The 13,226-nt window shown below is 71.0% G+C and carries 8 protein-coding genes and 2 pseudogenes; 6 read left to right on the top strand and 4 right to left on the bottom strand.

Going from position 1 to position 13,226, the window contains the following annotated elements:
• The 3 genes and pseudogenes from O3Q52_RS35250 to O3Q52_RS35240 all read left to right on the top strand — a co-directional run.
• Nucleotides 1-582 (top strand): annotated as a pseudogene (locus tag O3Q52_RS35250) (hypothetical protein); the annotation flags it as partial.
• A gap of 164 nt (nucleotides 583-746) precedes the next feature.
• The gene (locus O3Q52_RS35245; protein WP_269652701.1) at nucleotides 747-1,916 is read left to right on the top strand and encodes a lactate 2-monooxygenase; all 1,170 of its coding nucleotides are present in this window, start codon (nucleotides 747-749) and stop codon (nucleotides 1,914-1,916) included.
• The gene (locus O3Q52_RS35240) at nucleotides 1,913-2,917 is read left to right on the top strand and encodes a 2-hydroxyacid dehydrogenase (RefSeq protein ID WP_269652700.1); all 1,005 of its coding nucleotides are present in this window, start codon (nucleotides 1,913-1,915) and stop codon (nucleotides 2,915-2,917) included. Before O3Q52_RS35245 ends, O3Q52_RS35240 begins: the two co-directional genes overlap by 4 nt.
• 55 nt (nucleotides 2,918-2,972) lie before the next feature.
• Here the strand turns inward: O3Q52_RS35240 and O3Q52_RS35235 are convergent, their stop codons facing one another.
• The 3 genes from O3Q52_RS35235 to O3Q52_RS35225 form a co-directional block, all read right to left on the bottom strand.
• The gene (locus O3Q52_RS35235) at nucleotides 2,973-4,838 is read right to left on the bottom strand and encodes an RICIN domain-containing protein (RefSeq protein WP_269652699.1); all 1,866 of its coding nucleotides are present in this window, start codon (nucleotides 4,836-4,838) and stop codon (nucleotides 2,973-2,975) included.
• 605 nt (nucleotides 4,839-5,443) lie between these two features.
• On the bottom strand, nucleotides 5,444-5,821 hold the full coding sequence (locus tag O3Q52_RS35230) for a hypothetical protein (RefSeq protein WP_055617647.1): 378 nt from the start codon (nucleotides 5,819-5,821) through the stop codon (nucleotides 5,444-5,446).
• A 3-nt stretch (nucleotides 5,822-5,824) separates the two neighbouring features.
• Nucleotides 5,825-6,070 carry a hypothetical protein gene (locus O3Q52_RS35225; protein ID WP_143634966.1) on the bottom strand — a complete coding sequence of 82 codons (246 nt, stop codon included), beginning with the start codon at nucleotides 6,068-6,070 and terminating at the stop codon, nucleotides 5,825-5,827.
• 197 nt (nucleotides 6,071-6,267) lie between these two features.
• On the opposite strand from O3Q52_RS35225, the gene sigJ reads away from it, so the two are divergent.
• On the top strand, nucleotides 6,268-7,242 hold the full coding sequence (gene sigJ, locus O3Q52_RS35220) for an RNA polymerase sigma factor SigJ (protein WP_269652698.1): 975 nt from the start codon (nucleotides 6,268-6,270) through the stop codon (nucleotides 7,240-7,242).
• The gene (locus O3Q52_RS35215; protein ID WP_269652697.1) at nucleotides 7,239-9,002 is read left to right on the top strand and encodes a cytochrome bc complex cytochrome b subunit; all 1,764 of its coding nucleotides are present in this window, start codon (nucleotides 7,239-7,241) and stop codon (nucleotides 9,000-9,002) included. The genes sigJ and O3Q52_RS35215 overlap by 4 nt, the downstream gene beginning before the upstream one ends.
• Here the strand turns inward: O3Q52_RS35215 and O3Q52_RS35210 are convergent.
• Nucleotides 8,974-10,412: pseudogene (locus O3Q52_RS35210) on the bottom strand (sugar-binding domain-containing protein). The gene O3Q52_RS35215 and the pseudogene O3Q52_RS35210 sit on opposite strands and share 29 nt — an antisense overlap.
• A gap of 258 nt (nucleotides 10,413-10,670) precedes the next feature.
• On the opposite strand from O3Q52_RS35210, the gene O3Q52_RS35205 reads away from it, so the two are divergent.
• Nucleotides 10,671-13,076 carry a SpoIIE family protein phosphatase gene (locus O3Q52_RS35205; protein ID WP_269652696.1) on the top strand — a complete coding sequence of 802 codons (2,406 nt, stop codon included), beginning with the start codon at nucleotides 10,671-10,673 and terminating at the stop codon, nucleotides 13,074-13,076.
• Nucleotides 13,077-13,226: the final 150 nt, after the last annotated feature.

Genomic DNA, 13,226 nt, shown 5'->3' with positions numbered 1-13,226 from the left:
GTGACGCTCGGCGGTCTGCCCCGTGACCGGGCCCTCCCGGTGCTGGCGGCCGGCGCCGGCATAGTGACCCCGGTGGACCCGGCCCCCGCCGCCAAGAGCGTGGAACTCGGCGACATCCGGGTCGACTGGGCCCGGCTGCTCTTCGGGGACGCCGACGCGCTCAACGCCTGGCAGCACGACGAACCCGTGGACGGACTGGCCGACGTCGCGTTCTGGGGCGCCGCCGAGGAGGAGGCCGCCGCCGAGTTCGGGGCCCCCGCGCTCGGTGAGGTGGGCGAGGACGGGGTCAGGGGCTGGACGGGGCTGACCGTGCCGGAGGCGATGCGCCGGGCCGGTGCCCTCTTCGACTGGAAGGACGCCGCCCCTGGGCGGCGGCTGATGGTGGACTTCCGCCCGCACTCCCACCACTGGCAGGTCATGCGCGAGGTCCGTGCCTCCGCGGTCGAGTCCGGAACCGTCGAGGTCGGCGGCGCGCACGTGCTGTGCACCATGACCGGTCAGGGCGACGGCTGGTTCCCCGTGTCGGCGGAGCTCGGCCCGTCCGGCGAACTGGTCGCCGTACGGGTGTCGTTCCCGAGCTGAGTCCGGCCGACCCGGCGATCTTCGCGTCGACGGTGGACGGATCTTGTCCCGCTCGTCAGGATCGTCGCAGGAACGGCGTGGTGTCCGCGGAAACAGGGCACGGTCTCCAGCGCGAACGGCACGGTCTCGACGGCGAGATCAAGGGCGAGAGGCGGGACGTACGGATGACGAAGCACTGGGCGGACTTCCAGTACGAGATCTATCTGAACGGTATGACGGGCGCGGTGCCCCGGCTGCCCACCGATCTGACCCGGCTGGAGGGGCTGGCGGAGCAGCGGCTCGAACCCGGTCCGTTCGGCTATGTGGCGGGCAGCGCGGGCAACGGCAGCACGGCGCGGGCGAACCGGGCCGCGCTCGAACGGCGCCGGATCGTGCCCCGCATGCTGCGCGATGTGCACGAACGCGATCTGTCCGTCGAGGTGCTGGGGCGCCCGCTGCCCGCTCCCCTCGCCCTCGCGCCGGTCGGCGTGCTGTCGATCATGCACCCGGACGCCGAGTCGGCCGCCGCCCGGGCCGCCGCGGCGCAGGGGGTGCCGTACATCCTGTCGTCCGCGTCCAGCACCCCGATGGAGCAGGTCGCCGAGGCCATGGGCGACGCGGAGCGCTGGTTCCAGCTGTACTGGGCGAAGGACCGCGAGGTCACGAAGAGCTTTCTGAACCGGGCCAAGGCGGCCGGATTCGGCACGCTGTTCGTCACGCTGGACACGCCGCTGCTCGCCTGGCGGCCGCGCGACCTCGACCAGGCGTATCTGCCGTTCCTGCACGGGATCGGCACGGCCAACTACTTCTCCGACCCGGCGTTCCAGGCGGGTCTGGCCAAGCCGGTGGAAGAGGACCCGAACGCGGCGGTCATGCACTTCGTCGGGATGTTCGCCGATCCCGCGAAGACCTGGCCCGACCTGGAGTTCCTGCGCGAGAACTGGGACGGTCCCATCGTCCTCAAGGGCATCCTGCACCCGGACGACGCCCGCCGGGCCGTCAACGCCGGGATGGACGGAGTGGTCGTCTCCAACCACGGCGGCCGCCAGGTGGCCGGCTCCGTCGGCGCCGCCGACGCGCTGCCCCGGGTGGTCGAGGCGGCCGGTGACCGGCTGACCGTCCTCTTCGACGGCGGGATCCGCTCGGGCGACGACATCTTCAAGGCGCTCGCGCTGGGCGCCGAGGCGGTACTCGTCGGGCGTCCGTACGCCTATGGGCTCGGCCTCGACGGCCAGGCGGGAGTGGAGCACGTCATCCGCTGCCTGCTCGCCGAACTCGACCTCACCCTCGCGCTGTCGGGTCACGCGGGCCCGGCGACCGTCAGCGTCGACGACCTCGCCGAGGAGACCGCATGACCGGCGACTCTCCCGCTCCTACCGCCTCCCCCGACAAGAACGTCCTGGCCGTCGTCTCACCCCACGTGGGCGGCCGTTCGGGTGGTGCCGGGCTCGCCACGCTGTTCCCGGAGGAGGCCCGCGTCACCGTCGTCGAGTCGGCCGACGAGGACCCGGCCGCGCTGCGCGAGGCGCACGTCGTCATCACCGGGCTCGCCCCCGTCACCGCCCGACACCTGGCCTTGGCACCGGAGTTGGAGCTGATCCAGTGCGCCAGCCACGGCTTCGACTACGTGGACCTCGAAGCGGCCCGCGCCCGGAGCATCCCCGTGTGCACCATCGGCTCCAGCGGCGCCGAGAAGCAGAACGTCGCCGAGCAGACCTTCGCCCTGATGCTCGCCCTGGCCAAGCAACTGATCCCGGCGCACACCGCGCTCGTCGACGCCGACTGGGCGCTGCCGCGGCTCCAGCGGTCGATCACCGAGCTGTCCGGCAAGACCCTCGGCGTGATCGGACTCGGCCACATCGGCCAGGAGGTCGCCCGCCGCGCGGTCGCCTTCGACATGACCGTCCTGTACGCGGGACCGCGATCCGTCGGCCCGGAGACCGAGGCCCGGCTCGGCGGCGCCCGCCATGTCGGCCTCGACGAGCTGCTGCGCGCGTCGGACTACGTCACGCTGCACGCGCCGCTCAACGACACGACCCGGCATCTCCTCGACGCCGGGCTGCTCGCGCTGCTCAGGCCGACCGCGTTCGTCGTCAACACCGCGCGGGGCGCGCTGATCGACCAGGACGCCCTCGCGGACGCGCTGGAGTCGGGTGCCCTGGCCGGGGCGGGCATCGACGTCTTCGACCCCGAACCGCCCACGCCGGCCCTGCGGCTGCTCAAGGCCCCGAACGTGGTGCTCTCGCCGCACGTCGCCGGCGTCACCCGCGAGACCCTCGTACGGATCGGGCTGGCCGCCGTCCAGAACGTCACAGGGTTCCTGGCTGGCGAACCACCCCGGGACGTCGTCTCCTAGCACCCAGCCGGAGCGGGACCTGGCTGGAACAGGACCGCGTCGCGGCAGGATCGGGTCAGAGACCGAGGGTCGAGACCGTCCGCGCCAGCAGCAGGGGCACCGGCGCGACGGACCGCGGGGCGGAGTCGTCGACGGTTACGGCGCGGCGCTCCGAATAGGGCCCGGACACGGTGGTGGTCGGCTCCGGCTCCGCGTCCCTCTCCGCGGCGGACGGCTCCACCTCGCACGGGGACTCGGCACAGTCTGAGTCGGTTCCGGAGTCCGACTTGGCGGACGTCGGCCCGGTGTCCGGGCGGTCGGACGACGGCGCGCCCGTTCCGGCGATCGACAGCGACTCGGGGCTGGCCGTCGTGGCGTCGGTCAGCCAGCGCTGCTCGTCCGACCTGTCGCGGATCTTCACCACGACCTCCGCGTCCGGGTCCGTGGAGGAGGGCGCGACGGCGAGCCCCTCCTGCCAGCGGGGCAGCAACTCGCCCTGGACGGTGAGGTCGTCGCGCACATCGTCGCCCCGCTTGGCCGACGCGCCGACGCAGCGGCCCAGGACGACGACGCCGGCGTCCACATGGGAGTCCAGGCACAGCTCGGGGTCGGCGACGCTGCGCAGGAGGCCGTCCTCCTCGTACGACCACTTCTGTGTCTTGGCCGCGGAGCACGTCTCCAGTTTGGTGCCGACACCGGCCCTGGCCCTGCCGTCCTTGATGTCGAGGCAGAGGTCCGCGGCGAGGTTGCGCAGCCGGGTCTGCCCGGGAGGCGTCGGCAGGCCCGCCGAGTTGGGCGGGGACGAGGACCTGGCGGGCGGGGTCTGTCCGTCGGCCCCCGGAACGACGCTGCTGGACGCGCCGGCCGAGGCCGAGGGATCCGCGTCGCCGTCGTCCGACGACCACAGGCTGGCGACCAGGACGGAGGCGAGCAGGGCCACCGAGACGAGGCCCGCTCCGGTGAGGAGCGCCTTCGAGTGCCGGGAGCCCGGCGAGGAGTGGCGCCCCTGCCGGGACGGCCTGGGCGAGAGCTGGGACAGCAGACGGGGGCGGTCGCCGCCGCCCGGGCGTCTGCCGCCGGAGCGGCCCGGACGGGCACCCGAGTGGCCGCGGCTGGGCCGCGACTCGAGATAGCGGCGGGCGCCCCAGCCGAGCATCGACTCGGCGAGCAGACCGCCCAACCCGCCCTCGAAATGACTGAGTTGCTCGGCCGCGTAACGGCAGAAGCGGCACTCCAGGAGATGCTGCTGCACATCGGGGAGCAGCGCGCCCCCGCGGCGAATCGGAACGTCCAGGAGACGGTTGTAGTGGCGGCAGTCTTTGTTCGGCGCGAGTTCACGATGGGCCCGAACACAGCCCTCGCGGAATTTCTCCCGGGCCTGTTCCAGGGCGGCCGACGCGGTGTCGGTATCCATACCCAGCAGACCGGCCGGTACGGATATGGGCTCGGCCTCGACCTCGGTGTGCCACAGCACGCACTGGGCGAGTCCCGGGAGGGACTGGAAAGAACGCTCGGCGAGCTTGCGATTTTCCGGCGTCATGGACTTCGTCGCACGCATACCGCGACCCCCGGCGGGTTTCCGGAGATCCGGCAGCACCGCGGATATCCGGTCCTCCGCGGACCATGCCTTGATGATGTCCCGCACGGCCACCAGGAGCTGGGGGCGCAGGGCGACGGCGGACCCGGCGCGCCGCAGGCGTTCCAGCACCTGTTGGAACGCGGCGGCGGTGACCATGGAGGCGACGTTCGCCGAGGAAGCGAGGCAGATGACCGCGTAGTCGTGGGTCGGCTGCCAGTGCCGCGCGAGCAGCAGGGCGACGGAGTGGGTGAGTTCACCCTCCGGCTGCGCTCTGAGGAGGGCGGCGAGGCTCTCGTCGGATTCCCCGGGAGCGGCTCCGGAGCCCGGCGGATACGGAGGACGAGGCGGGTGGGGGGTGTGCACTGAGCGGGTTCCTTCCAAGGCACAAGGTGGCACACAGAAGTCGTGACCGCCGAAAAGGAGCTCCTGGTTGGTGCATACCTTTTTGGCTCGACGTACGGAAAGCGGCCGGGATGTCGACCACTCGGCGTCCGTCGGCCGTGAGCCTTTTGAGCCCGACGGCACGATGAAATCCCGAGCAGCGAATCAGACCTGACCATTGGCCACGTACGAGGAAGTTCACCCTTGCACAAAACTCTCACACCCAACAAGGCACTTGAGCTACTTCAGCAACATCCGCGCATTGAAGGAAAGTCAGTCCCACCTAGGGCAACTCGCCTCGGCCGTACCGCATTTCGAAATGGCAATCGTTGCCATGCGCCCCGTGTGAAGCGCGCGCCCACGCCGGCGCCTCTCGCACGCTCCCGGCGCGGGACATGGCGTGGTCCACTGGTAGCGGCCCTTCTCGGAGGCCCCGCACGGGACGGCGGCTCTCCCGCGCGAAACAGGCCGCCGACCCCGATCCTCCCGCCCTCGGTCGGCGGCCCCGAGGGCGGGTCGTCACGTCGGGGGTGCACGAGACGGCGTACCGAATCCGGCGAGGCGGCTCGCACCGGTCGCGGCGTGGCTCAGATCTGCCAGGACCGCAGACGGTCGGCGGCAGCGAAAACGTCCACCTTGCCGGAGATCAGGTCTCGGGCGAGGTCCACGAGCGCCCCGTACGGCGGATCGATCCCGACGCCGCTCACGAACATGTACGAGACCGCCGTCGCGCAGGCGAAACGGGCGTTGGCGGACGGCAGCGGCTTCAGCAGGGCGAGGGTGTGCAGCAGCGCGGCGGCGCGCCAGGCCGGGTCCGAGTCCACCCCGAGCCGGGGCGGGTCCACTCTGTGCCGGGCCACGGCGGCCACGAGCACCGAGAAGTCGTTGACGGTCGGCTGGTCGGGCAGCACCTCTTCATGGCGCTGGAGCAGCCAGGGCACGTCGATGTGAATGACGGGTGCCATGAGTCAGGCGGCCCGCCCCTCGCCCCTGGTGGGTGGTTCGTCGTCGGGGAAGGCCGCGGCGAACTCGTCCGCGTGCGCGGCGAAGAACCGGCGGAAGACGTCCGCGCCTTCCTGCAGCGCTCGGTGCCGCACGATGTCGGCCGCGGCCGCCTCACGAACCAGGGCCTTCATCGACGTACCGCGCTCCTTGGCGATCTGCCGCAGATCCTCGAGCTCGCGCTCGCTGAATTCCACGTTGAGAGCAGGCATGCCCTCACGGTACCGCGCGGGTACTTACTCGTAAATACATGCAGGTCAAGTGCTATGGACAACGGTACCGAGCAGGTACGACCGTCACGACCCGAAGCGGCCCCGCCTGAGACCTGCGTCACATTTCAGCCTCCGTCTGTCACATTCCGGACCCTCGCGGCCCTCGCAAGGGTGAGCGCGCTACGGGAGGCACACGCATGTCCGAGAGTCCGGCACCGGCGACCGACGAGGCACTGAACACGGCGACCCGGCTGTTCATCGACCACCGTGAGCTGTTGTTCGCGATCGTCTACAACATGCTGGGCGGCGTCGCGGACACCGAGGACGTACTGCAGGACACCTGGCTGTCCTGGTCCGGCAGCCGCGACCGTGCTCCGGACCAGGAGATCGACAACCCTCGCGCGTATCTGGTGCGCATAGCGGTGAACCACGCGCTGAAACGACGGGCCGTGATCAGCCGCCGACGCGAGACGTACGTCGGGCCCTGGCTGCCCGAGCCGCTCGTGGCCGAGTCCGCCGAGACCGATGTGGCGTCCGTGGACGCCACCGACCGGGTGCTGCGCGGCGAGTCCGTGTCGATGGCGATGCTCGTCGTCCTGGAGTCGCTGTCCCCGCTGGAGCGGGCGGTGTTCGTCCTGGGCGAGGTGTTCGGCTACGCCCACACCGAGATCGCCGAGGTCATCGACCGCAGCCCCGCGGCCGTCCGCCGGCTCGCGCACCGCGCCCGCCGGCACGTACACGCCCGCCGTCCGCTGTACGAGGCACATCCGCGGGTGCGAAGAGAGGCGACCGAGCGCTTCGTCGAGGCCGCGCTCGGCGGGGACATCGGCGCCCTGATGGAGATCCTCGCGCCGGACGTGACGATGTGGACCGACGGCGGCGGCAAACGGCGCCCGGCGGGGCTGCGGCCGATACACGGGCGGGACAAGGCGATCCGCCTCATCGCCTCCTACGCCTCACGGGGCGGCGCGCCGGCGCTGGACATCCGCTACCGGCGCGTCAACGGCGACGACGCCGCGGTGCTGTTCGCGGGCGACTCCCCGTACGCGGTGATGGTCATGGACCTCACCCCGGAGGGCGACCGGGTGTCCGGCGTCTACATCGTCTCCAACCCCGAAAAGCTCACGCACGTGCACCTGGCCGAGAAGGACGACAAGGAGGGGACCGCGTGACCACCACCGAACGGCGGGCGGCGAAGGAGTCCTCCGGTCAGCGGGTCGCCGACTGGTTCGACGGCCGCCTCGGCACCCACAGCCTCGGCAAGAAGTACCTGCGCAAGGTCTTCCCGGACCACTGGTCGTTCCTGCTCGGGGAGATCTGCCTCTACAGCTTCGTCATCCTGATCCTGACCGGCGTCTATCTGACGCTGTTCTTCCATCCGTCGATGAACGAGGTGACCTACCACGGAAGTTACGTCCCGCTGAACGGCGTCCGGATGTCGGAGGCGTACGCCTCGACGCTGGACATCAGCTTCGACGTGCGGGGCGGTCTGCTGATCCGGCAGATCCACCACTGGGCGGCGCTGATCTTCATCGCCGGGATGCTCATGCACATGATGCGGCACTTCTTCACGGGCTCGTTCCGCAAGCCCCGTGAGGTCAACTGGCTGTTCGGCTGGACGCTGTTGTTCCTCGGACTCTTCGAGGGTCTCTTCGGCTACTCGCTGCCGGACGATCTGCTGTCCGGCACCGGAATGCGGTTCGTGGACGGCGCGATCCTGTCCGTGCCGATCGTCGGAACGTATCTGTCGTTCTTCCTGTTCGGCGGCGAGTTCCCCGGGCACGACATCATCGCGCGCTTCTACTCGCTGCACATTCTGGTGATTCCCGGAATCATGGCGGCTCTGGTGGTCGCGCATCTGATCCTGGTCGTCTACCACAAGCACACCCAGTTCCCCGGCCCCGGGAAGACCGAACGGAACGTCGTGGGCGCGCCGTTCATGCCGGTCTACATGGCGAAGGCGGGCGGCTTCTTCTTCCTGGTGTTCGGGGTGATCGCGCTCATCTCGGCGGTCGCGTCGATCAACCCGGTCTGGTCGTACGGTCCCTACCGCGCCGACCAGGTCTCCACGGGCGCCCAGCCGGACTGGTATCTGGGCTTCGCGGAGGGCCTGGTGCGCATCATGCCCGGCTGGGAGATCAACATCGCCGGACACACGCTCGTCCTCGGCGTGCTGATCCCGATCGTCGTCTTCCCGCTGCTGCTCATCTTCATCGGCGCCTATCCGTTCCTGGAGTCCTGGATCACCGGTGACAAACGCGAGCACCATCTCCTGGACCGTCCGCGCAACCGGCCGATCCGTACGTCCATCGGCACGGCGTGGATCAGCATCTACCTCATCCTGCTCGCGGGCGGCGGCAACGACATCGTGGCCACCCGCTTCCATCTGTCGATCAACACGGTCACCTGGGCCGTCCGGATCGCGCTCTTCGTCGTCCCGGTGATCGTCTTCGTCGCGACCCGGCGCATCTGTCTGGCCCTCCAACTCCGGGACCGGGAACTGGTGTTGCACGGCCGCGAGACCGGCGTGATCAAACGGCTCCCGCACGGCGAGTACGTCGAACTGCACCGGCCCCTCTCCCCCGCCGAACTGCACACCCTCACCCAGCACGAGCAGCCCCGGCCGCTCGAAATCGGCCCGGCGCAGGACGCGAACGGCGTGCCGAGCCCCAGCCGCCGGATGCCGACGCTGCGCCTGCGGGCCCGGCTCTCGCGCGCGCTGTACGGCGAAGGCACCCAGGTGGCGAAGCCGACGGCCGAGGAGTACCGGGAGGCCCACCGGCCCGACGAGCACCCGGCCGACGGGCACCGAGGCGCCGAGCACCCGACCGCTGAGCGCCAGGCCGTCGAACAGCAGCCGGAGGAACCGCAAGTGAGGGAGCATCAGGTGAGTGGACGTCAGGTCAGCGAGGCGGGACCTCCAGACGGCTGATCCGCGGGGCACCCCGTGCCTCGTCCGGGTGGCGGCTCTTCATGGTGACCCGGAGCCGGCTGCCGCGTACCGCGTCGAAGGTGATCACCGTCGGCGCGTCGGACGCGGTGGCCCAGTCGACGTCGGCTCCCCGCACGGGCCGATAGCGACGCCCGTCCCAGGCGGCGACCTCCACCGAGGCGGGCAGGGAGTGTGTGGCGTCGACCGTGAAGGAGACCTCGATCCGGTCGAAGGAGCGGGCGCGGCCCCACTCGACGGACACCCAGTCCTCCTCGCGGGCTCCGTCGAAGGCCGGCAGCAGGGCCGTGGCCGCCTTGAGGAACGCGTTGGACCAGCCGGTGGCCTGGTCGCCGTCGAGCATCGCGGCGGGCAGGGTGTCCGGACGGCCCGAGTAACTGGGCTCCACCAGTGGGTAGTTGGGGACTCCCGGACCGAGGTCGGGGGCGAAGTCGGCCGCCGGGGTGAGGACTTTCGGGCGCGCGGTCGTGGCGCGGACGGTCACGGTCGCCGTCCGCAGTCCCGCCGAGCGTGCCCGCAGCGTGAGCCGTCCGTCCTCGGTGCCGGAGCGGACGATCGCCAGGGCCTTGCCGTGGAAGGCCGTTCGGGTGCTCGCCTGGTAGCGCTCGGCGCTCTCCTCGCGCCCGTTGTCGACCCCGGCCAGTGATCCGCCGTCGACGTCGAAGGCGATGGAGTGGTCGGCGCCCCCCGACGCGTTCCGACACTCGTCCGCGCCCGCACGAGCGCTCGGTCCTTCCCGGTCTCCGGTGTCGTCACCTGGGTGCCCCACCGCTGGACGTGCACCGGGTCGGTGACGACGAGGCGGGCCTCTCGGTGGATCCCGCTGCCCGAGTACCAGCGGCTGCTGGGAAGCCGGTTGCGGACCTCGACCGCGATGACGTTCGGGGTTGTGCCGTCCGTGTGCAGCAGATCGGTGAGATCGAGGGCGAACCCCGCGTAGCCGTACGGGTGTTGGCCGACGAGCTGCCCGTTGCAGTACACGGACTAGTCCATGTGGACGCCGTCGAACTCGACGGAGACCCGCTTGTCCGCGTACGCCTTCGGGAGGGTGAAGGCGATGCGGTACCAGCCGAGGCCGCCGGGGAAGAATCCGGTGCCGCTGGTCGTGCCGTGGTCCGTGGTGGGACTGAGCTCGATGCTCCAGTCGTGCGGGACGGCGATCCGCCGCCACGCCGAGTCGTCGTAGTCGGGCTCGGCGGCCCGGGCGTACGCGCCGGTGGGGTCGGTGAGCCCGGCCGGATCGACGAGCGCGAAGCGCCAGCCGTCGCGGAGCGGGACGGTCCGTCCTCCGGTGGCGGGCCGGGCCCAGAGAGCGGTTTCCTCGGCGGCCCGTCCTTCGGAGGCGCCCGCGAGGACGTAACCATCACCTCTCCGGTAGCACTTCCTTTCCAGCGCGTCACATCGGCCTCTACGCGATCGGGTAGGCTGCACACTGTGCGTAGCGAGAACCAAGCACGCACGACACGCTGAGCGAGAACCAAGTCAGCGCACACCAACACTTTCGGGCAACCGGGCAGGTTCCGTCCCGGCTGGTGCTGAGGGAGTAAGACCTCGCAGGTCGCTGACCGGAAAGGCTTCCTGAGCCAGAAATCCCCCCGCTTCGGCTGGGGGAGGGTTCAATGTGAGTGTGCGCAATGTGGAGTGGCGTCAATGAGGAGCCACAGCGAAGCCCCGGGCGACAGCCCGGGGTACCCGTTCGACGAGACCGCCACCGCGCGGGCCGTCATCGACGGCGACGGCATCCTCGTCGAGTGGAACGAGGGCGCCCGGCGCCTGCTCGGCCATGCCCCGGCCGAGGTCGTGGGCCTCCCCGCCGCAAACCTGCTGGCCCCGGACGCCGGAGCCCTGCTCCCCCCGTCGGCCGACCATCGCTGGAACGAGACACTCGCGCTGCGCCACCGGGACGGGCGGACCCTGAACGTATGGCTGCTCGCGCACCGGCGCAGCCCCGAGCTCGGCGACCGCAGCGACTGGCTCGTCGTCACCCCGCTGGAGAACGGCGGGCCGCGGACGGATGCCGATTCCCTCTCCGCCATGTTCCTGGAGCAGTCACCCTGCGCCACCGCCCTCTTCGACGAACGGCTGCGGCTTCGACGGGCCAACACGCTGATGGCCGAGTCGATAGGCCTCCCGGAGGAACGTATCCGCGGGCTGCGCATCCCCGAGATCGGCGGCAGACCGCAGAACGACGAGCTCGAGGCGTCCATGCTCCAGGTGCTCCTGACCGGGCAGCGCAAGGACGTACAGACCCTGGGCACCGGCAACACGGACGGCACACTGGCCTGGCTGGCGCGGATGGCGCCGCTGACCGACGCCGAGGGCCGGGTGGTCGGTGTCTGTCTGTCCGCCCACGACTTCACCGACCAGTACCGCGCCCGGGAGCGCCTCCAGATCGTGAACGAGGCGAGCATCCGCATCGGCTCCACCCTCGACGTCACCCGTACGGCCCAGGAGCTGGCCGATGTCTGCGTGCCCGCGCTCGCCGACTTCGTCAGCATCGACCTCCTGGAACCGCCGGAACACGGCGGCGAGCCGTACACCGGCCCGGTCTCCGCTCCCGTGAGCCTGCGCCGCGCCGCCCACCGGTCGGTGAACCCCGGCAGTCCGGAGGCCGTGGTCAAGCTGGGCCAGATCGACGTCTACCCCGCCCCCTCGCCCCAGGCCGACTCCCTGGTCGCCGGTCGGCCCATCGTGGCCACGGACCCCATGAGGACACTGGCGGACTGGCTCGCCTGGGATCCGACGCGCGGCGAGCGCGTCAGGGAACTCGGCATCCACACGACGATGTCCGTTCCGATCCAGGCCCGCGGCGCGACGCTGGGCGTCGCCGTCTTCACCCGGTTCCGGCGCCCCGACCCGTTCACAGCCGACGACGTCCTGCTGGCCGAGGAGGTCACGGCCAGGGCGGCCGTCTGCATCGACAACGCCAGGCGTTTCTCCCGCGAGCGCGAGACCGCGATCGCCCTGCAGCGCAGTCTGCTGCCCCGTTCGCTCCCCCGGACGGCCGCCGTCGAGGCGGCCTCGCGCTATCTGCCCGCGGCCCGGGCCGGGGTCGGCGGCGACTGGTTCGACGTGATCCCGCTGTCGGGGATGCGTGTCGCCATGGTCGTCGGAGACGTCGTCGGCCACGGGGTCCAGGCCTCCGCCACGATGGGGCGGCTACGGACCGCCGTGCGCACCCTCGCCGACATCGACCTGGCACCGGACGAGCTGCTGACCCACCTCGACGACCTGGTCGTCCGGCTCTCCTCGGAGGCCGGCGAGGGAACCACCGGCGAGGTGGGGGCCACCTGTCTGTACGCCGTGTACGACCCGGTCACCCGCGTCTGCACACTCGCCCGGGCGGGTCACCCGCCACCGCTGATGCTGCGCCCGAACGGCTCGCCCGAGGAGATCGACGTACCGCCGGGGCCTCCGCTGGGCCTGGGCGGGCTGCCGTTCGAGTCGGTCGAACTCCGGCTGCCCGAGGGCACCGTGCTCGCCCTCTACACCGACGGCCTGATCGAGAGCCGCGACCGTGACCCGGACGAGAGCCGAGCGGTGCTGTGCCGGGCGCTCGGACGCAGCGCGGGCTCCCTCGACGAGACCTGCCACGACATCCTCCAGTCGCTGCTCCCGCCGACCGGCGCCTCCGACGACGTGGCCCTGCTGCTCGCCCGGACGAAGGGGCTCCCGACCTCGCAGGTGGCGACCTGGGACATCCCCGCCGATCCCGCCCTCGTGGCCCCGATCCGCAAGCAGGTCGTCCAGCAGTTGGAGACCTGGGCACTGAGCGAGGCGGGCTTCACGACCGAACTGGTCGTCAGCGAACTCGTCACCAATGCCATCCGGTACGGCGAGCGCCCCATCCGGCTACGGCTGATCCACGACGCCACCACGCTGATCGTCGAGGTGTCGGACTCCAGCCACACCGCGCCGCATCTGCGCCGCGCCAAGATCTTCGACGAGGGCGGCCGCGGTCTGCTCCTGGTCGCCCAGCTCACCGAGCGCTGGGGCAGCCGCCACACCCCCGAGGGCAAGACGATCTGGGCGGAGCTGACACTCGGCGAGGAGTGACGCGCCCTGACCCCGGGGTGCCTGACGGACCCTCGGCTCATCGGCCGCCGTACCCGCCTCCGCCGTAGCCACCGCCTCCGTAACCGCCCCCGCCGTACCCGTATCCGCCTCCTCCATAGCCACCGCCGTAACCGCTGCCGCCGCCGGACC

Source organism: Streptomyces sp. ActVer, assembly GCF_027270795.1.
Classification (GTDB): Bacteria; Actinomycetota; Actinomycetes; order Streptomycetales; family Streptomycetaceae; genus Streptomyces; species Streptomyces umbrinus_A.
Note: the sequence above shows the minus strand (reverse complement) of the source record. Positions and strands in the feature narration are given on the sequence as shown.

Excerpts from the sequence above, each read along its gene's own strand:
- O3Q52_RS35245 (WP_269652701.1), top strand. The coding sequence starts at position 747 with ATGACGAAGCACTGGGCGGACTTCCAGTACGAGATCTATCTGAACGGT.
- O3Q52_RS35240 (WP_269652700.1), top strand. The coding sequence starts at position 1,913 with ATGACCGGCGACTCTCCCGCTCCTACCGCCTCCCCCGACAAGAACGTC.
- O3Q52_RS35230 (WP_055617647.1), bottom strand. The coding sequence starts at position 5,821 with ATGGCACCCGTCATTCACATCGACGTGCCCTGGCTGCTCCAGCGCCAT.
- O3Q52_RS35225 (WP_143634966.1), bottom strand. The coding sequence starts at position 6,070 with ATGCCTGCTCTCAACGTGGAATTCAGCGAGCGCGAGCTCGAGGATCTG.
- sigJ (WP_269652698.1), top strand. The coding sequence starts at position 6,268 with ATGTCCGAGAGTCCGGCACCGGCGACCGACGAGGCACTGAACACGGCG.
- O3Q52_RS35205 (WP_269652696.1), top strand. The coding sequence starts at position 10,671 with ATGAGGAGCCACAGCGAAGCCCCGGGCGACAGCCCGGGGTACCCGTTC.